Source organism: Streptomyces sp. NPDC093795 (assembly GCF_044764665.1).
In the GTDB taxonomy this organism is placed as follows: Bacteria; Actinomycetota; Actinomycetes; order Streptomycetales; family Streptomycetaceae; genus Streptomyces.
Map to the genome: position 1 here is coordinate 204,912 of NZ_JBIWIO010000013.1, position 18,415 is coordinate 223,326.

The 18,415-nt window shown below is 70.2% G+C and carries 14 protein-coding genes and 1 tRNA gene; 11 read left to right on the forward strand and 4 right to left on the reverse strand.

Translation table 11 applies throughout. The features are described 5' to 3' along the window. Positions 1-18: 18 nt before the first annotated feature. Positions 19-438 carry a hypothetical protein gene (locus tag ACIRB7_RS30205; RefSeq protein WP_403604830.1) on the reverse strand — a complete coding sequence of 140 codons (420 nt, stop codon included), beginning with the start codon at positions 436-438 and terminating at the stop codon, positions 19-21. Positions 439-895: 457 nt separating this feature from the next. Here ACIRB7_RS30205 and ACIRB7_RS30210 point away from each other — a divergent pair, with 457 nt between their 5' ends. From ACIRB7_RS30210 to ACIRB7_RS30245, 8 genes are all read left to right on the forward strand, one after another. Continuing rightward, a complete protein-coding gene (locus ACIRB7_RS30210) occupies positions 896-1,237 on the forward strand; it encodes a hypothetical protein (protein ID WP_403604833.1) in 342 nt (113 codons plus the stop codon). A gap of 512 nt (positions 1,238-1,749) precedes the next feature. Continuing rightward, positions 1,750-2,766 carry a hypothetical protein gene (locus ACIRB7_RS30215; RefSeq protein ID WP_403604836.1) on the forward strand — a complete coding sequence of 339 codons (1,017 nt, stop codon included), beginning with the start codon at positions 1,750-1,752 and terminating at the stop codon, positions 2,764-2,766. A 1,043-nt stretch (positions 2,767-3,809) separates the two neighbouring features. Continuing rightward, positions 3,810-5,114 carry a hypothetical protein gene (locus tag ACIRB7_RS30220; protein ID WP_403604839.1) on the forward strand — a complete coding sequence of 435 codons (1,305 nt, stop codon included), beginning with the start codon at positions 3,810-3,812 and terminating at the stop codon, positions 5,112-5,114. A gap of 142 nt (positions 5,115-5,256) precedes the next feature. Continuing rightward, a complete protein-coding gene (locus ACIRB7_RS30225; protein WP_403604842.1) occupies positions 5,257-5,835 on the forward strand; it encodes a hypothetical protein in 579 nt (192 codons plus the stop codon). A gap of 929 nt (positions 5,836-6,764) precedes the next feature. Beyond that, entirely contained in the window at positions 6,765-7,283 is a 519-nt protein-coding gene (locus tag ACIRB7_RS30230) for a hypothetical protein (RefSeq protein ID WP_403604844.1), read from the forward strand. A 208-nt stretch (positions 7,284-7,491) separates the two neighbouring features. Then, positions 7,492-7,565: transfer RNA gene (locus ACIRB7_RS30235), tRNA-Met, on the forward strand. Between the two features lie 763 nt (positions 7,566-8,328). Further along, the gene (locus tag ACIRB7_RS30240) at positions 8,329-9,066 is read left to right on the forward strand and encodes a hypothetical protein (protein ID WP_403604847.1); all 738 of its coding nucleotides are present in this window, start codon (positions 8,329-8,331) and stop codon (positions 9,064-9,066) included. 391 nt (positions 9,067-9,457) lie between these two features. Continuing rightward, positions 9,458-9,973 carry a DinB family protein gene (locus ACIRB7_RS30245; protein ID WP_403604850.1) on the forward strand — a complete coding sequence of 172 codons (516 nt, stop codon included), beginning with the start codon at positions 9,458-9,460 and terminating at the stop codon, positions 9,971-9,973. Between the two features lie 14 nt (positions 9,974-9,987). Here the strand turns inward: ACIRB7_RS30245 and ACIRB7_RS30250 are convergent. Next, positions 9,988-10,868 (reverse strand): IS5 family transposase gene (locus tag ACIRB7_RS30250; RefSeq protein ID WP_403605075.1). Its coding sequence is split into 2 segments (ribosomal slippage): positions 9,988-10,505 and positions 10,505-10,868, totalling 882 coding nucleotides; the frame shifts between segments, so codons are not numbered across the junction. Between the two features lie 75 nt (positions 10,869-10,943). After that, positions 10,944-12,440 carry a hypothetical protein gene (locus tag ACIRB7_RS30255; protein WP_403604853.1) on the reverse strand — a complete coding sequence of 499 codons (1,497 nt, stop codon included), beginning with the start codon at positions 12,438-12,440 and terminating at the stop codon, positions 10,944-10,946. 1,313 nt (positions 12,441-13,753) lie between these two features. Between ACIRB7_RS30255 and ACIRB7_RS30260 the strand changes: the two genes are divergently transcribed. Further along, positions 13,754-15,172 (forward strand): PP2C family protein-serine/threonine phosphatase, encoded by a 1,419-nt coding sequence (locus ACIRB7_RS30260; RefSeq protein WP_403604856.1) that lies wholly within the window; start codon positions 13,754-13,756, stop codon positions 15,170-15,172. Then, positions 15,169-15,537, forward strand: coding sequence for an STAS domain-containing protein (locus ACIRB7_RS30265; RefSeq protein WP_403604859.1), 369 nt, complete (start codon positions 15,169-15,171; stop codon positions 15,535-15,537). Before ACIRB7_RS30260 ends, ACIRB7_RS30265 begins: the two co-directional genes overlap by 4 nt. A 639-nt stretch (positions 15,538-16,176) precedes the next feature. Here the strand turns inward: ACIRB7_RS30265 and ACIRB7_RS30270 are convergent. Continuing rightward, positions 16,177-17,211, reverse strand: a complete 1,035-nt coding sequence (locus ACIRB7_RS30270; protein ID WP_403604862.1) for a helix-turn-helix domain-containing protein — start codon at positions 17,209-17,211, stop codon at positions 16,177-16,179. Positions 17,212-17,318: 107 nt separating this feature from the next. Between ACIRB7_RS30270 and ACIRB7_RS30275 the strand changes: the two genes are divergently transcribed. Further along, the gene (locus ACIRB7_RS30275; RefSeq protein ID WP_403604864.1) at positions 17,319-18,221 is read left to right on the forward strand and encodes an alpha/beta hydrolase; all 903 of its coding nucleotides are present in this window, start codon (positions 17,319-17,321) and stop codon (positions 18,219-18,221) included. The last annotated feature ends 194 nt before the right edge of the window (positions 18,222-18,415 follow it).

The window sequence follows — 18,415 nt, forward strand, 5'->3', positions numbered from 1 at the left end:
GGTGACCGGCGCTGGACTCTAGTCCGCAGTACAGCCCCAGTAGGCGATCTCGGCTGGTTCACCGTCCCGATACAGCACTGTGCACCGGCCGATTCCACGGTCGATCGGGTCGAGCAGTCGACGTATCGCGGCGTCCCACTGGTCGCGCGTGGGTCGACCGTCGGGAGCCCAGCTGCGGACCTCGTCCTCGGTCAGGGGGCGCATCATGGCAAACTCGTCGCCTGCATCGGCGTCGATCAGCGCGTAGAAGTCGAGCACCGTGCAGGTGCCTCCGGTCAGGATGTACTCCCGCCAGCCTTCGTCCTCCCACAGCTCGACGATGTCCCGCCCCGGAAAGCCGTGGTCATCCTTTGCCAACTCCTGGTTCTGGGCGTGCCGAAACGCCGCCGCCAGATCCGCCCGGTACGGCCCGGTCGCCGTCCACTCGTTGCCGCCCACTGCAGAACCTCCCTGGTCGCCGACCCTCGGCTTCACGCAGGCTAGCCGCAACCTCTGACGGAATCGACCGCAAGACGCCCGTGCCTGATCAAGATCGATCAGGCAAACTTCGGTGAGATTCGTCAGAGGGACGCACCGGTCGACGTTGAGAAACACCTACTGAGGGCCTTCCGGAGACGACCAGGCCGGCCTGGGACGACGGCGGCCGACGGAGCGCCCTGCACGGCAGGGGATCCGAACTGCGACGTCCGCGCCCTGGGTCTGCTTCGGGGCGGCAGCCGCCGGGAGTACCAGTCCGCCGGTGACCGGTGACAGCGCTCCGACACCTTCGGTCCGCCACCGAGGAGGTCATCGAGCCACGGCGCCGCCCGGTCTGTCGCCTGTGGCTGGCGCGACCTGAAGAAGGGACGGCGCGATCTCACTCCCGCGTGTCAGTGTCGCTCGTCATCATGGGGACATGACCAACCACCTGACCACTGGCAGTATCTGGCGGCTCCACCGCGGCGACCAGGAGATTGCCCGGCTGGTCGTGACGGGCACCGATATGCCCTGGACGCACGCCGAAGTCGAGACACTTCCTGGTTTTGAAGAGTTCCGTCCCCTCTTCAGTGCGCAAGAGCGGGCGGTCGACGAGGAGGACTGGGAGCGGGCTGACGCCTGCTATACGCAGATCCGCAGTGCCCTCACGTTGACGTTTCCCGACGGCGGCCCGGTCGCCGAGTTCATGTTGCACATCCACGACGACGGTACCGCCGGCTGGCGCTGGTACGACGAACCCTTCGAAACGGTGAACCCGTGACGACTAGGGTTCGCTGCTGTTGGAACGAGGGAAGCCGTCCGGTTCTATCGAGCTGGACGGCGATGGTCATGTGATCCGGCAAGTCGAGTTGCCGGAGCCCGGAAAGGCCGAATGAGGCGGCCGCTTTGGTGGTGGCCCACCTGCCGCACGACTGCGGGCTGCGGACAGCCGGCCGCGAGCACGACGGCCGCGGTGACGACCATGACCATCACGACCAGCGCATCCCGACCTCGGACAGCTGCTCCACCTACTCCGGGGACAGCGTGGCGGCCCTGCTCCGCTGGTTGCCGACCATTGCCCCCAGTGGCCGGCGCCCTCGGTCCGCCCGAAGGGCGGGTGGCACGGGCGTCGGCCTCCCAAGACACCCGCTGATCCAGGGACCCGCGAGGCTTGCCGGTGAGTGCAGCGCCGCGGTGACGCGAAAGGAGTTCGGGTTTCTTGTCCAGGGGCGTGATCGCGGTTGCTGTACGGCCGCGCCTGCCCGTTTCGTTTCGCCCGTATGGGAGTTCGCCGTGATCCGCGCCGGCCGCGTCGACAAGGTCCGCACCCTCGCCGATCTCGCCGCACAGCAGGGACTGAGCCTCGGCCGCTACCAGGTCGTGAAACCGTACGCCGAGGAAGGCTTCCCGGCTCCCGTCAGCTCGGACGGCGCCCGCACCCTCCTGTTCGACGCCGACCAGGTCGACGCCCATCTCGCCGGCGCCGCCGTCCCGGAACTGCCCAGCACCGACAGCGACGAGGACCTCCTCGACCGAAGCGAAGCCGCTGCCGAACTCGGCAGCGCCCTGACCGGCTGGAGCGCCTACAAGAAACGCCCCGCCCTGGCCGACCACACGGTCGTCGTCGCCGGCGTCGAGCACTGGCCCCGCGGCATCATCCGCGCCTACCGGGACGCCAGGACCAGCCGCCCCGCCACCGGAGGCCGCCCCAGGAACGCCGGCGACCAGATCCCCCGCGACCAGCTCCTCTCGCTCACCGCACCCCTCCTCGACGCTGATCCCGCCATCACCGCAGCCCGCGTCACCGAAACCCTCGGCGTCCACCGAGACACCGCACAGCGCGCCCTGACCCACCTGCGCGCCGGCCGGATCGCCGACCGCCTGGCCACCGACCCCAACCTCACCCCCCACCAGGCCGCCGCCGAGCTCGGCTACCCCACCGGCCAGGTGCGCACCGCCGTGCACCAGGCCCTCACCGAGCTCCGCGCCCGTGCGGCCGGGGCCTACCTGGCCACGGTCACGGCCGCCCTGAACGAAGCCGGCCTGACCGCCACCCCCACCGCACCGGACGTCGAGCAGAACCGCGACACACTCCGGACCGCGGTCCTCCTCACCCCCGAAGCGACGCCGGCCGCACTCGTCTGGGAAGACGGCGAAGGATGGCGCACAGCCACCCGCCGCCTCACCCGTACACCGCCCCCGGAAGCCACCCCCTCCTCCCCGACAGCACCGAACCCCGCCCCACCGACCTCCTGGCCGCTCTCACCACCTGACACACTGTCTCAAGCCCCGAAGGCCCCCCTGAAATAAGTGAGCCTTGGGCAGGCTTCCGCCGCCGCGCGAAGTCGGCTGAGGCGCACCTGGACGCCCACGGGCCGAGAAGAAGCGGGGGAGTACCTGGGGGCCGCGCCGCCAGGACCGCGCGCTCACGCCCTCTGTGGCCTATCCCGTCTCGTGAACAAGGCCAACGGCGATGGACTCCCCTGCGGAGGCACTCGGTGGGTGCCAACCGGTGGCCGAACCGACTGGTCAAGCTGATGCGCCTCCTATGTGCCCCACACCTTGGTGTGGGGCACAGCGCGTTCCCGAGGGGCGGCTACGCGGTCAGGGTGGAGTGGACGACGGTGGGCTCGCACGGTCCTTCGGTGTACACCTCACGGCCCGTCGACGGCTGGGCCTGCCGAACGAGCCCGAGCAGGAGTTGGCCGGACTCTGGGGCCCGTCCCGTGTCCTGAAGCACAGTCGCATTCGCGACGACGTCAACTGCTCACGCTCCGGTCTCCTCGAACGCGCAGGCGTTTGACCTGTGACTTTCACTGGACTGATGACTTTTTCGCCACGTATCCAGACAGGTTGCCGCAGCGGATTACCCGCCGTCCAGGCGCCGTGGTACGACTGTTCGATTGACGGAGCATTACCTGACGGGGGATTGCGAGTCATGGCTGTCACGGTGCCGGCTTAAGCTGACACACTGCTGGACCTGGTGGGGGTGAACTGGCCCAACGTCGACGAAGACGCCTACCGGGAGATGGCGGACGCGCTGCGGGAGTTCGCGAGCCTTTGGTTTCCGAGGCCGGGGCACGCCGGGAACCTACAGGTCAGCGGTAGGCCCTGAGAAAGAAACAAGCCCGGTCCGCGCAGCTCCACAGAAGTTGTGCCAGAACCCGTTCTCGTGGACAAAGCCACCCAAAGACCTTCGCCGCGCTGTGGCTGTGCCATCGCGGTCTCGGTTTGGGGCAGTGCGGGGTGTGCGGCCGGGCCCCAACCGACCAGGCACTTAGCGCAGTTGGCTTCTTCACCGTAGGGTCTGCTGCCGAGGGGGAGCCCCTCGCTCGGCGGGGGAAGGGGGAACCATGGAGATCTATGCCCACTGGCTTGATGGTGAGCATCTGCGCGTGTCCGGTTGGGGTCCGCAGGACACGTCATTGGCCGTCATGCTGAAGATCCAGGCCCTGTTGGGGCACACGGTGGTGCTGAGCGACGTGCAGCTCATCGACAGCCATGCGGTACAGGCGCTGTTCGAGGCGGAGGACTTCCGGTCCTTCGTGCGCGGCTGCCCGTCGTTCCTGCGCTGCACCACCGCCGCTCCGGCCGGCAGCGACCCCTTCGCCCTGGTCACCACCGGCCTGCACCGCGCCCTGGAGCCCGGCTGGCTCTCGTCTTCGTTCGACACGGCGGAGCCCCTGGTCAGGCTGTCCGAAGCCGTTCTGGAGCGCGGGGAGGCGAATCCCGGGCCGCTGTTCGCGCGGGGTACCGCGCTGGGCGCACGGTACGAGGAGGGCGGGGTGATCCGGCGCAGGCTGGAGGCCGTGGCCTGGACCCTGCATCACTTCTCCCGCGAGGCGGGAGTGCCGCTGGGCACGAGCGCCGTGACGCGCCCCTGCTCGTACCGAGACGTGCTGGAGGAGGTGGCGGAGTTGCCAGGGCTCCCCGGCCACGACTACGCCCCGGTGGAACGCACCCTCGCCTATCTCGACGAGCACGTGGAGCCGTCGAACCGGCACCGCAGGGCCGTGCTCTTCGCCCATCTAGACGCGACGGACCCGCCACACAGGACGGCAATGTGGAACACCGCGACGCAGGCCTGGAACGCAGCGGTGCAGCGGACGCTGGGCACCGACGGGGCGTCCCCGCGGTCGCTCCCGAAAGCGGCCGACATCGGGCTCTACCTCGGGCGTCCGACAGACGCGCTCTTCGAGCCCGCCGGCCCCGGGGCCACAGCCCCCGCGGAACACGGGATGGCTCCGGGCAACCTGGCGGCGGTCGCCGAACTGGGCTGGCAGGACATCGCGAAGATCCATCAGGACGAGGTCGTGACCCGTCGGCGCGACGCCTTCCAGGCGGCGCTGCGCGCCGGGGACGCGGCGGCGGCCGACGACGCCCTCCCCGCACTGCTCCGGGCGGTCCGGCGGAAGCTGCCGGCCTCCGGAGAGCGGCCCGGGCGGCTCGCCTGGGCCGCGGCCGAGACCGGCCTCGGACTCGCTGGCGCGGGGCTGGCGCTCGGCACCGGCGAGACCCTCGGTCTCGTGGGACCTGCGCTGGCGTTCGGCCTGGCGGCCGAGCGGCTGCTTCGGGGCGGCCGCAACCGGTCGCACATCGTCAACACGCTGATGACGGCGGGTGGAAGAGGGACCTGGGCCCGGCGCGGCGAAGCCTGACAGGGCGCTGGCTGCCGGACGGTCGAGCGGTCGGCGCCTCTGCCCTGATACACGCCTCAGGCGGCGCTGAACCGGTGGGCACGGCCACCGCGCTCCTACGAGAGGCAGGGACGTTGTCGGTGGCGGCCGGTACGTTGCGATCATGGGTGTCTATCTGGTGAGTGTCACCGCGCAGGACTGGTCACAACTCGGGGAGGACGGGTACGGGGACGTCGCCGCCGCGCTGAACACCGAGCTGGAGCGGCGCGGGCTGCCCCCTTACGAGCTGCGGCAGGTCGCAGGGGAGGCACCGGGCTGGTTCGAGGAGAAGGTCAGCCCGTCCATGGACGGCTTCGTGGCGCTGTGCAGGACGCGGCTGACCGATGCGGAGCTGTCGGCCCTCCTTGACTGGAGTGTGCTGGTGCCGTTCGCGTTGGAGGAGGAGATCGTGCTCCCCGTCGGCACCGCGTACTCCGGCGAAGAGACAGTGGTCGCCGGGGCCCCGCGGGTGCTCGCCCTGGCCGAGCGGCTCGCCGACGCCGTCGAACTGCCCGTGGACGCGATACCGGCGGGCGAGAACCTCACACTGAGCTTGTGGTTCCTGGAGGGTGGGGCGGAGCGGCCCGCCCGGGCGCGGACAGGACCGAGGGCCGAGGACCGGGACACGGCCTTCTACGTGGCTCTCTACCTGCGCGCCGCGCAGTACTCCATACGCCACGGCTGCCCCATGACCTACTCCTGAGCTACCACGGGGCCGAGGGCCAGGGGCCGTGTCCGCCGCCCGCCCGAACCCGTGCCTTACCGGAGCACCGCCACGTTGCATTGCTCCTGAGAACCCAAGCCTTCGGTGCGGGGGCACAGCGCGTTCCCGGCCCTTGGCAGGCCCGGTCCGGCTGTTCGGACTGTTCGATCGGATGGCTGGGTGTGGGTCGCGGGATCGGGGGCATGCGGGGATCGAGCGCATGGGACCGCTCTGGATATGCAGGGCCCGCCGTACTCCCCCTTCCGGCGGGCTCTTGGGTGGACGAACGGCCCGCACCGGGTGACGGTGCGGGCCGTTCGGCGTGCGGGCCCGTGGCGCCCGGGCGAAAGAGGACCGTGTGCCGGGCAGCACCGGATCGTGGAACGGTCGACCTCGCCCGCCGCCACGGCCCACCGCCTTCCCCGCGTACCCGAAGTCCTCGTACGGGTTGCGGGGCTTGCCCCTACCTCGTGTACGGCCTTCATTCAAGGCTTGCCCAGGGGTACCTACGGCTTGCCCACCCACAAGAAATACCAGGCCACACGCCGGAATCCATTGAATGCGGTCTCCTCGCGGCCGAACGCAGCGCGCACCGCCCGGACCCCGGGGCCGAGCGGGTACGGACACCGGACCGGCCCCCGGCCCCGTCACGGCCTGCCCGACCACGACGGCCCCGGCCGCGGACTCCTCCAGCAGGGCACCGACCGCCCCAGGGCCTCACCACGGCTGCGACAGATCCGGCCGGCAGGGCCGACTTCCCGGCCGGACGCCCCCGCGCCCGCGAGCAGGAGAAGCCACCTGCCGCAACCTGTGCCGTACAGGGCCCAAAGCCCGCCCCTCATCGGTTCCCGGCCCCGCACCCGGCCCGTGAAGCACGGCTTCTTCCACGCCTCTTCCCTTACCGGACAAGGCAGTTGCAGGATCCCCGCATGAACCCGCATGCGACCGAACCGACCGCTGACGCGGCGGCCACGTACCTCACGGAGCTCCACGAACGGCTGACGGCCGACGGCTGCACGGTGACCCTGCCGCACTGGAGCGACCGCCCGGTGGTGACCGGCTGCCGCGCCGACCGCAAGGCCCGCTGGTTCGGGACGAAGGCCGAGCTGTTCGTCTTCGCGACCGCCGTCCCCGAGATCGACGCGGCCACCCTGGGAGAGTTCACCGCGTGGGCCATGCGCTACGCCAAGAACTTGCGCGGCGGCAAACCCGGGGCCCGCAACGCGGCCCTGGTGCTCCCCGCCCTGGTGAGCACGCGAGTCCGGCCCGAGGCGGCCCAGTGGGCCGCCCAGGACGCCCGGATCCTCGACACGACGCTGATCAGCCGCCCCCTCACGGTCGAGACCACCGGGCCGGCTCCGCGGACCACGATGTACCGGGGCCGGGTCGTCTGGGGCGGCATGTTCACCAGCCACGTACTGCAGAAGGCCGCCCTGTACTTCCCGTGAGAGGCCGACGGACCTCCTGAAGGCCGCCGGCCGCGCCGCACCTCGGCACAGCAGCTCCCGGCACGGGAGGGGGACAGCCGGAGCGGGCAGGCCTGCCCGTCATCCCAAGAAGCCCCGCCCCGACCGGCACCGCAAACGAGGCCCGCGAGCGTCTGAAAGCAGCCTGGTCCTGAGGGCGCCGCGGGTGGCGTAGTGTTGTGCCTACCGACGCGGGGTGGAGCAGCTCGGTAGCTCGCTGGGCTCATAACCCAGAGGTCGCAGGTTCAAATCCTGTCCCCGCTACTGAAGTGACATGAGGCCCGGATCCTGTGGATCCGGGCCTCATGCGTGCTGTTGCCGGCGGGCGCCTTCCTCCGCGGCCGCGGTTCGGCCGCCGGCGTGGCGACGGTGGGGGTACTGACCGCGACGGCCGCAGGCCCGGTACGCGCCGGCGATCCGGAAACGGCGGCGGGAGCAGTGACGGCAGAGGAAGAAGGGGAAGCGGCGGCCGGCGGTACCTGCCGTTCCCGGACCGTGGACGCGTAGACGGCCGCGGCAGCGACGCTCAGGACACCGACCGCCGTAGCGGCGGGCTCCAGCGCTCGATGACCAGACCGTCGACCAGCGCGTGTGCCGAATCGTGCCATGGCAGAACGTGGGTGTTCCGAAGTCGAGCAGACGCGGACCGTGGTGGATCACCCCGGCCTCGTGGACCGACGCCAAGGCGGCGGCGGTGCCGGCGGGGCCGGCGCGTACGGCATCACACCCTTATGTGCTGCTGGACCGCGGGGCCCGGTATGCGGGGCGTGGCGAGCCGGGGACGCTCGGCCGCCGGCACGGGCCGCTGACCTGCCCAACAGGAGCCCTGCTTACGGCGATCAGGCGCGGCCGCCCGCCGGGGGCGTGCTTTCGCTCGTACCTCTCCGGACCGGCCGGCGGTACGCCGACGGGGCCGGCGGTGTGCTGGGCCTGCCGGGTGGTGGCCTGGGGAACCACAGGACGATTCCGGCCTGCGGCAAGTAGCATCCGGCCACAACGCCCGTCCCCCATAAGGAGTGTGGATTGCATGGCGAGTGAGCCGGTCAACACCTCGATCCAGGCCAAGTACGCGGAGCAGCTCGCTGCTGATCTTGCCGCCAACCGGGCCGAGCAGGCCACTCTCACCGCTCGGCTGAGCCGGCTTCAGCAGGAGGCGAAGTGGCTCACCACGACACTGGAGTCCCTGCCGACGGCCACCGGGGGCGAACCGGCGGCAGCCGCCGAGTCGGTGGGCAGTACCGCTGTGGACGGGGCAGGCGCGGAGGAGGCGGCCGTGCCGCAGCCGAGGGCGGAGAAGCCCGCGGGCACCGCTTCGGTGAAGAAGGCGCCGGCGAAGAAGGCCACCGAGGCCAAGCGTGCCACCAAGAAGGCGCCCGCCACCAGGAAGACGCCCGCCGAGGAGGCTCCGGCGGCAAAGAAGCCGGCAGCGGTCAAGAAGCCGGCAGCGGTCAAGAAGACCGTGAAGTCCGCGGCCCCCACGCTCGGTGCGCTCCTCAAGGAACTCCTCGCCCTGCAGCCCGGCGAGCCGAAGAAGGTCAGCGAGATCGGTTCCGAGCTGAAGGCGGCCCACCCCGGCCGCGCGACGTCGGACCAGGTCGTCCGCAACACCCTGGAGAGGCTGGTGACGAAGGACGGTCTGGAGAAGGACACCCGGCAGGGCGTCGTGCTCTACACCTGGCCCGCGGCCCAGACCCCTGCCCCTGCTGCCGTCGCGGAGCAGGCGAAGGACGAAGCGTCCGCCGAGACGGCCTCGGCCGGAGTCTGAGCAGCGCGGCCGCAGGGGACTACCGCAGGCGTGGACGCCGAGGTGGCCAGGCAACAGCGGGAAGCGGACAAGAAGCTGCCACCCTGCGGCTGCGCAGCCGACCGCCACTCGCCCACCCGGACATCGCCGAGCTACGGGCCAGGGGCCGGCCGGCAGGGGCGTCCGAGGCCGCGGCCCAGCACCGCCCGCTGGGCATCAGTGACCGACAACGGCGGAATCATCGGACCCGGACGACTCATGCCCAACCAACGACGAATCTCCGACTCAGGTCACTCGGGTCTGTCCGGCGGATCTTGCAGGCCGTGCTGGCGCAGGGCGGTGGTTGCACGTTTGCCTGCGTGGCATCTAAATCACGCGACACCGCCTCCGAGCTGTGGGAACCTCACCCGCGATGACACAACGAACCGATACACCCGCTATGTGGGACGAACGTACGCAGCTGGCCACCTTCCTGGATTACGCCCGTGACACGGCGCGAGCCAAGTGTGAGGGCGTGTCCGAGGAAGATGCCCGCAAGGCACCGCTCCCGAATTCACCGTTGATGACGATGTGCGGGCTGATCAGCCACCTTCGATGGGTCGAGCATTACTGGGTACAGGTGATGTTTCTCGGTGAGGAGCCCGAGGGGCCGCTCACGGCTGCGACCGACGACGACCCCGACCCCGAGATGCGGACAGCGGTCGACATCCCATTGCCCCAGCTTCTCGCCGAGTACGAGGAACAGAGCGCCCGCTATCGCCGCCTGGTGGCCGACCGCGACCTGAACTCAACGGCCGAACGTTCCATCAGCGACGGCCGCCACGTGGACCTGCGCTGGGTGGTCCTCCACCTCATCGAAGAGATTTCCCGCCACAACGGTCACCTCGATGTCGTGCGTGAACTCGTCGACGGACAGACCGGCGTCTAGCTTCTGCCTGGCATTCATGGGCGGAGCCAGAGTCTGATCGAGGCGAGGGTGACGGTGCCGTGGAAGACGTAGGCGCGTTTGTCGAACCTCGTGGCCACGGCTCGGAAGTTCTTGAGAGCGTTGATCGTGCGCTCAACTTCGTTCCTCCGCTTGTGGATCGCCTTGTCGCAGCCGACGGGTCGGCTGCCCTTGCTGCCCCGGCGTTGGCGGTTGGCCCGCTGGTTCTTCGGCTCGGGGATGGTGAGCCTGATCTGGCGTCGGCGCAGGTAGCGGCGGTTGCGGCGGGAGGAATGCGCTTTGTCGCCGCCGAGGTGGTCGGGCCGGGTGCGCGGGCGTCCGCCGCCGAGGCGGCCGACGCGGATGCGTTCCATGCTCGGGATGAGCTGCGGGGCGTCGCCCCACTGACCCGGCGTGATCAGCAAGGCCAGGGGGCGGCGTCCACCCCCGCCGGCGAGATGGATCTTGCAGGTCAGGCCGCCCCGGGAGGGACCGAGCCCCTCGTCGGGGCGGTGCTGCCGGGGCGTGCGTCTTTTCCCGGCAGCACCGGCGCCGTCTTACGGGCCCCGGCGGCGTGCTGGTGGGCCCGGCAGGAGGTCGAATCGACGCTCACCATCGACCAGTCGATCCGGCCTTCCGCGTCGGCGTCGGCCAGGACGACCGCGAAGATCCTGTCCCACATTCCGTCCGCCGACGAGCGTCGACGCCGCTCGTACACGGTCTTCCACGGACCGAAGCGCGCAGGCAGATCCCGCCACGGCACCCCGGTACGCAGCCGATACAGGATGCCGTTGATGACCTTGCGGTGATTGACCCAACGGCCGCCACGCTTACTGGACTTCGGCCGATGCGGCTTCAGTCGGGCCCACGCAACATGTGTCAAATCTCCCCGCCCCATGCGCATGTCAACGACCCGGAGACCGAGACGGTCACAAGATCCGTCGGACAGACCCTAGATCTCCCGTCCGGCCCCCTAACGGTTCGGGCTGCGGAAGAGGGCGAGCGTCTTCGTGAGGGTTTTCAGCGGTGAGGTGCCCTGCGCGGCCGCAGCCGGCGTGGGCGTCCGGGACGCGTCGTTGCCGCTGGTCGTCTCGGCGAGCGCGGCGAGCGCCGACTCGGCCGCTTCACGGTACAGGTCACAGGATGCCGTCATGGCCTCGAGCGCCTTGGCGTACCTGGTGACCATGGCCCGTGCGTGGACAAGCTCCTCGTCCGGGGTGAGCAGGTGCCAGCCTTGGCGCAGTCGTGTCAGGGCCTGTTCGGCGTCGGCCGGCAGCGGTCGCGGCAGCGAGGCGAACTCCGCGATCCTGTGGAGGAGTTCGGTCGGCTCCGTGCCGTCCAGGAAGACATCGCGTACGGTGAAGCGCTCCGCGTCGTAGCCCGGGACCTGCGGCGTCGGGGACAGGACGACGGCCCCGCCGCGCGGTAGCCCCACGCCCAGCTCACGCTTCATCGCGAAGTCGGCGATCAGCGCCTGGTCCGGCGTGGCCCGGTGCTCGACCACCTGGTGCTGCAGGCTCGGCGGCAGGAACGCCGTGATCGGCCGCCGCCCCCGCGCGTCCGGCGTCATCGCCTCGTGCACCACGACATGGATGGCCCAGCTCTGCCGGGTGCAGTCCCGCAGCAGGCGCCGCAGCTCGCCGTCGTCCTTCGGCAGGTGGTTCGCCCTGCGCAGACGCACGCCCGGTACCCTTTCGTGATCCCAGGCGACCTGGTCGCTGTCGGGCCAGAACGCGGTGGCGGGCGAGGGCCAGCTCGCTTCCCACGCCCGCTCCGCCTCGGCGGCGAGCACCCATGTGACGCCCTCACTCTCGACGCGGCGGGACTCCGGCCCGTACGTGGTCAGTTGAGCGCGTACGGTGACGCCGTCGGCCACGCGCCAGCGGGCCTCGAAGATCCGGCGGGCGGACGGGCCGGCATCGGCGGACTCGTCCCGGGGGAACAGGTCGCTCGAGCGGGCCGCCTCGATCGGATCGAGGTCCAGGAAGTCGTCGATCACCCCGGCCGCCTTGAGGGCGAGCAGGTTGCGCCGGACGTCCCGCTCGGCCTCGGGCCCGAGGTGACGCCCACGCCCGAGCCACACGGTGTCGGGGACAGGGGTCGAGGAAGAGCTGCTCTTGGCCATGGAACCGTCCAGGTGGGTGATCGGGGCTCGACCAGTATGGTCCGCGGCCCGGGCGGCGTAGTCCACCAGGCCGCACCGGCCCGGTCGGGCACGCCTCCTGGCGGCGGGGACCACCCGCCTCACGTAGTACGACCCGGCGCCGAACTGCACCGGGTCGACCGAGATCCGGTCGATGATCTCGATCGCCTTCGCCGTGGGCGGCGGCATGTTCGCCAGGTCCTGCTCCGTGATCGGGATGACGTGGTCCTTGCGGTCCTCGTAGCCCTTGCCGTGATCTCGCTGGCGCGTGACTTCGGAGGCGAAGCACTGGGTGGTGGGCTCGGCTGTGTGAGCGGAGACCACCACCCTGGATCGCGTGGGTTCGCCACTCGCGAGCGGTGGGCCCACCGTGTCCGCGTCCTACTTCAAGGCGCGGCGGATCAGACCTGCGATTCCGTCGTCCGTCGAGCCGTCGCTCAGTCGGCCGAGGAGATCTGTCACTGCGGCAGCCTGAAGAGCCGGCGCCCACCGAGTCTGAAGGTCCATCATCGCTGGCAGATTTTCCGCGTACACGATCTCGTAGTAGCCATGGTTCGAGATCACGATCATAGAGAACGGCACGGTGAGACCCGGGGTTGTGTTCCGGCGGTAAATCTCCAACCACAGTGGGGATTCGTCCGGCCGACCGAACGTTCCCCACTTGTAGTACCCGGCCGCTTCGATGCCCTTGTCCCAGTCGTCGAGCTCCTCGTACGGCTTGAGCGGGTCAGCCTCTCACTGGATCCAGGAGCCGTCGGTGGTCAGCATGAACGGCAGTGGACTCGTCGCGTTCACCGTGCCGTAGCCGCGGGGTCGGGCGCTGGCGTTCGTCGACATCGGGTGCATGATGCATTGCTGTGCGCCTCGTTGGGCAGCACATGGCGAACAGAGACCTCGAGACCCAGACCGCGCCTCGCATGAGCAGCGCACACGAGATCCACGAGCGCTACGAGCAGCTCCTCGGCCTCGCCGTCCTCGCGCACATCAAGACAGAGGTTGCCGCCGCCCTTCAGGATTCGTCGAGGGCACGACGTACAGCCTCGAGGAATCTGTTATGGGCAACGATGGCCGCTGAGGAGGGGGACAATCCCGATTCATCGGACGGTCCAGCGTGTCGGTGCTGAACGGCGCGCCTGACCGCGTGGGCGTACTCGAACGCGGCGGCTGAAACTTCGGCCGGGCCCACTACCTGAACCGCAGTGGAGGCGTGCAGCATCCGAGCTGTGCCCTCGGAGTCGGCGCTGACCAGATAGTCGAAGCCCGCGACCAGTAGGTCCGTATACGCCTGTCGGCGTCGTTCATCCACACGGGCTCGGTGCTGCTCATCCAGGGTGGCCTGCACCGTGGTGATGAGAGCGCTGGCCTGGGCGCGGCCAGTAGCTTCCGCAGCGGCTGCCTGTCGGTTGGCGGCCTGCACTGCGGCATCCGGCGAGTGCGGTCGTGGCACCCCACTCAAGGCAGCCACGAGTGCAGACACGTTCCTCGCTCGTCGCCGGATGGGGTGGCGCGGGGGTGTTCGGTAGGGTTCTGAGGTGCTGGCTGTCCGGTCGGTGCCTTCCTGGGGGGACGACGAGACGAGGGACATGCCGGAACAAGCGATCATGCCTGCACCTGCGATAGCACCGAGCGAGCCTTCGGCCGTGTCGGTCGAAGCAGCGCGGATGGCAGCGGTGCGCCGTTACGACATTCTCGATACACCTCCGGACGGCGCCTACGACCGGGTCGCGGCGCTGGCCGCGCGCCTGTTCGAGGTGCCGGTGGCGACGGTGACGATCGTGGACGAGGACCGGATCTGGTTCAAGGCCACGCACGGGCTGGAAGGCGTCACCGAGATCGGCCGCGATCCCGGGCTGTGCGCCTCGGCGGTCCTGACCGATGACACCACCGTCATCCCCGACACCCAGCTCGACCCGGTCGCCTGTTCCAACCCGCTGGTCGCCGGCCCGATGGGGGTGCGATTCTACGCCGCCGCTCCGATCATCACCGCAGACGGGTACCGGCTGGGCACGGTCAACATCCTCGACACCCGCCCCCGCGAGATCAGCGAGGCCGACGCCTCCACCCTCGGGGACCTGGCCGCCGTCGTATGTGACCAGCTGGAGCTGCGGCTGTCGGCGCTGAACGTGGTACGCGCCGAGCAGGAACGCCGCAAGGTCGAGCAAGAAAGGCGCCAGGCTGAGGAAGAGGCCCGGCAGCGTGCGGAGCGGGACAAGGCGGCCATCGCCGCGTTCGCCTCCACACTGCAGCGCACCCTGGTGCCTCCCGCACTGCCCGCGGTACCCGGGCTGGAGCTCGCCTGCCACTACAAGACCGCCTCCCCGCAGGAAGTGGGCGGCGACTTCTACGACGTCTTCCCCATCGGCGCAGGCCGGTGGGCGTTCTTCCTGGGCGATGTGTGTGGCAAGGGCGCCGAAGCCGCTACGGTCACCTCACTGACCCGCTACACGCTGCGGGCCGCAGCCCTCGTCGACGCGGACCCGACGGCCGCGCTGAATGCCCTGAACACGGCGCTTCTGCTGGACGCGGCGGTCGGCACCCGCTTCTGCACCGCCATCTTCGGCCTGCTCGATCCCGCCCGGGACGGCGGTTTCACAGTCACACTGGCCACCGGCGGCCACCCGCCCGCCTACCACCTCAGCCCCGCCGAGGGCGGCGGCGTGCAGGTTGAGGCGGTCCGCGCCGAGGGCGGCATGCTGGTCGGCGCGTTCGCCGAAGCCTCCTTCGCCGCACGCACCCTCCACTTGGCACCCGGCCAGGGCCTGCTCCTCTACACCGACGGTCTGACCGAGGCCCGCACCGCCGATGGCCACATGCTCGCCGACACGGGCCTGACCGACTTCCTCGCCCGGCAGCCGGCGCCGGTCAGTGCTGGCCGCCTGATCGACGACACCGTCGCGCTCCTGGACACCCTGCCCGACACCGAACGCGACGATGTAGCCCTGCTGGCCCTGTCCGTCCCCACCCCCGATGCCGCTCCCGCGGGCATCACCACCACCGCTCACAGCGCCGCCGCCCCGACCGCCGACGCCTCCGTCGGGCAGGAGAACCGACGCCCATGACCGACGCATTCCACATCGACGTCCCGCACACCGACGGCACCCTGGCCGTGATCGCACTGTCCGGTGAATTCGACATCACGACCGCGCCCGCCGTCCGGACCCGCGCCCTGGCCCTCATTGCGATCGGACACGCCGACCTGGTCGCCGACCTCTCAGGCGTCACCTTCTGTGACTCCTCAGGACTGGGAGCCCTCGTCGGCATCTGGCGCTGCGCCAAGGACGCCGACGGCTCCCTGACCCTGGCGGCCATCCCCGACCGGCTGGGCCGCCTGCTCAGCGTCACCGGGATGGACACCTTCCTGCCCGCCTACCCCAGCGCCGAGGCCGCGCTTGCCGCACGCCAAGGCAACCGCACCACCGCCTGAACCTCTCGCTCGCCGGGGCGGCACGAACAGCTGACTGGCGCTGCCCGGCCCGGCCTTTCCAGGTGTGGTGGCCCAGGCGGATACCGCGTTCGGTGATGGCCTGCCAGCGCACCGGCACCAGTGCGAAGTAGTCGTTGCTGGTCAGGGGCACGGATACGCAGGCGGCTACCGAAATGCGGGCGGCCCCATCTGGTTTGGCGTCAGTGCCGCTCAAAGCAGGACAGATGGCGTTGTCCTGATCGCCGAGTCTGGTTGCTTCGGCATTTGGTGCGCTGGGTGACGATGGACGCCACCGTGGTGCGCGCACCCCTCCGGTGCGCCGCACCCGGTGCGCCGCACCCGGTGTCGCCGGGCCAGGTTTCTCCGGCCTTTGCCGCCCGAAAGCCCTCGGCGAGCCTAGCCCTGCGGATTGGGGCAGGTCTGCGCCCCCTGCATATCGTGTTGAACGCGAACTCCCGATACGACAACGGGGAGTCTGTCTGCGACGGCCTCCAGTGGCCCCACCGGAACGGTTTCGTCTGGCCCCACCCCTCGATCGGGCCTGTCGAAGAAGACCGGGTCGACGGTGTCCGGCGTAGTCCGGCTATCCCCGTTGCCTGGCGCGACCGCGTCCTTGCAAGCTCAGTGAGGCGCATCCCCTCATTCCTGCAGTAGCCGCCATGCGGTGAGGGCGAGTCTGACCCGTGTCAGCCCAGTGGATTCAGTGAGTGCGACGTCCAGGGTTTTGGCGATGTGTTCGAGTCGGCGGGCGACGCTGCTGTGGTGCAGGTGGAGGAGGTCGGCGGCCCGGCGTATGGAGCCGGTGGCGCAGTATGCGTCCAGGGTTTCCATGTGTTCCGGGCTGTCGGCGATGCGGGCGATGGCGGCCACGTCGGTGTTGTCGCGTGAGACGTCCGGAGATATCTCGGCCAGGAGAGCCAGCGCGCCCAGGTCGGCGTAGTGGACGACAGGCGCGCGAGGGGTCGTGAAGCGCAGAGCGGTGCGGGCTTCCCGCCAGGATCGGCCGGGACTTCCGGCGGCGCCGATGCCCGCGCGTACGCCTGCCGGAAACCGGGCGGGGTCGATCGCGGTGGCCAGGATGACGCCCACGTCGGCGAGAGGTGCTGCCTTCACCGGGCGGGCCGGGCAGATCAGGCCGCCGATCTGGTCGAGCGGGAGATGTGAGCGCACGGCGGCCACGTGGACCGGCAGCTCGGCGGCGAAACCGAGGAGCCGCAACGCGCGCGCCCTGGTCACCTCGTCGCCGTCGGGGCCGACGGCGAGCTCGACGAGGGCGGGGTCGGCCATGGTCGTGCGAGCCGGGCCGTACCGCTCGACGGCCGTTGCGGTGGCGATGGCGAGCCGGTCGAGGAGTACCTCGTCGAGAGGGTTGGGAGGCCCGGGGCGCTCCAGCCACACAGTGCCGATCTCCTCCTCGTCGAGGATGATCGGCACGGTGGTGGACGCGGGCGACGGCGGGGCGGAGGCCTGCCTGCCGTCGGCCGTGAAGCGGGTCGCCCGGCCCGTGTCGTGGAGCCGGATCCCGGTCACGCACTCGGCCAAGCCCGCCGACGCCCGAGCGAGCGCCGGGAGATCTACCCGTCGGCGCATCAGCGTGTCGTAGAAGGCGATGATGCGGATTGCTCCGTCGACGTACGGATCGAGTCCCGACAGCCGTACGGCCAGTGCTTCCATGGCAGAAGGGTAGAAGAACGAGGACGCGCCGATGGGTGCGTGATCAGTGCGGGATGCGCGACGGATGTCGGACGACCCCTCGGGGCTCGGCCGCAAGGATGGTCGCCATGGATCCCGAACTCGAAGCGTTCATCCCCTTCCTGCCGTACATGGACATGAACGACCCGGTCGCCGCGCGTAAGGACTTCGCCGAACGGGCGGCGGCGACGCCGGCACCGGACACCTCCCGCATGGACGTCGAGGACCGTACGGTGTCCGCCGATACCGGTGCGGATGTGGCGGTGCGGGTCTACCGCCCGCACCGGGCCCAAGGCGCCGTCGTCTGGCTGCACGGCGGCGGCGGAGTCTTCGGTGACCTGGACACCGAGCATCCGTGGGCCGCCCGGATCGCGGACCTCTCCGGGGCGGTGGTGATCTCGGTGGGCTATCGCCTGGCGCCCGAGCACCCGTTCCCGGCCGCCCTCGACGATGCCTACGCCGCACTGGCCTGGACGGATGAGCGCGCGGACGAATTCGGCATCGACCCGGCGCGGATCGCGGTCGGGGGGCACAGTGCAGGTGCGAACCTCGCGGCTGCGGTGTGCTTGCGGGCGCGAGACGAGCGAGGGCCGGCGATCTGCTTCCAGCTGCTCAACCAGCCGGGACTGGACGATCGGCAGGAGTCCTGGTCGGCGCGGAATTTCACCAGCACCCCCTGGTTCGATCGCGACAAGCTTGCCGCGGCGTGGCGGCACTACCTGGGGTCCCGGCCCGCCACCCCGTACGCCGCCCCGGCGCGGGCGGCCGATCTGTCCGGCCTGCCGCCGGCCTATATCGCCACAGCGGAGTTCTGTCCGAACCGGGACGAGGGCATCGCTTACGCGCTGCGCCTGATGCAGGCGGGCGTGTCGGTCGAACTCCATCAGTGGCCCGGCACATTCCACGGATCCCAGGCGATCCTCTCCGCCGATGTCTCGCAGCGGCAGAACGTCGAACTCGGCGCCGCTCTGCGCCGCGCGCTGGCCGAATGAGTCGTGGATGGCGACCCGCTCGGGGAGAGTCCCCGGTGCACTCACCGATCATGAAAGGACGGACGTCTTGAAGATCCGACTGGCGGTATGCGGAAGTGTGGCCGCGCTGAGTGTCTGTGCGGGCACGGTGGGGGCGGTTCCCGCGCCCGATGAGACGAGGCCCGTGCCGGCCGCCGACGCGAGGCCGTCGGTCG

Excerpts from the sequence above, each read along its gene's own strand:
- ACIRB7_RS30210 (WP_403604833.1), top strand. The coding sequence starts at position 896 with ATGACCAACCACCTGACCACTGGCAGTATCTGGCGGCTCCACCGCGGC.
- ACIRB7_RS30220 (WP_403604839.1), top strand. The coding sequence starts at position 3,810 with ATGGAGATCTATGCCCACTGGCTTGATGGTGAGCATCTGCGCGTGTCC.
- ACIRB7_RS30225 (WP_403604842.1), top strand. The coding sequence starts at position 5,257 with ATGGGTGTCTATCTGGTGAGTGTCACCGCGCAGGACTGGTCACAACTC.
- ACIRB7_RS30230 (WP_403604844.1), top strand. The coding sequence starts at position 6,765 with ATGAACCCGCATGCGACCGAACCGACCGCTGACGCGGCGGCCACGTAC.
- ACIRB7_RS30240 (WP_403604847.1), top strand. The coding sequence starts at position 8,329 with ATGGCGAGTGAGCCGGTCAACACCTCGATCCAGGCCAAGTACGCGGAG.
- ACIRB7_RS30245 (WP_403604850.1), top strand. The coding sequence starts at position 9,458 with ATGACACAACGAACCGATACACCCGCTATGTGGGACGAACGTACGCAG.
- ACIRB7_RS30265 (WP_403604859.1), top strand. The coding sequence starts at position 15,169 with ATGACCGACGCATTCCACATCGACGTCCCGCACACCGACGGCACCCTG.
- ACIRB7_RS30270 (WP_403604862.1), bottom strand. The coding sequence starts at position 17,211 with ATGGAAGCACTGGCCGTACGGCTGTCGGGACTCGATCCGTACGTCGAC.
- ACIRB7_RS30275 (WP_403604864.1), top strand. The coding sequence starts at position 17,319 with ATGGATCCCGAACTCGAAGCGTTCATCCCCTTCCTGCCGTACATGGAC.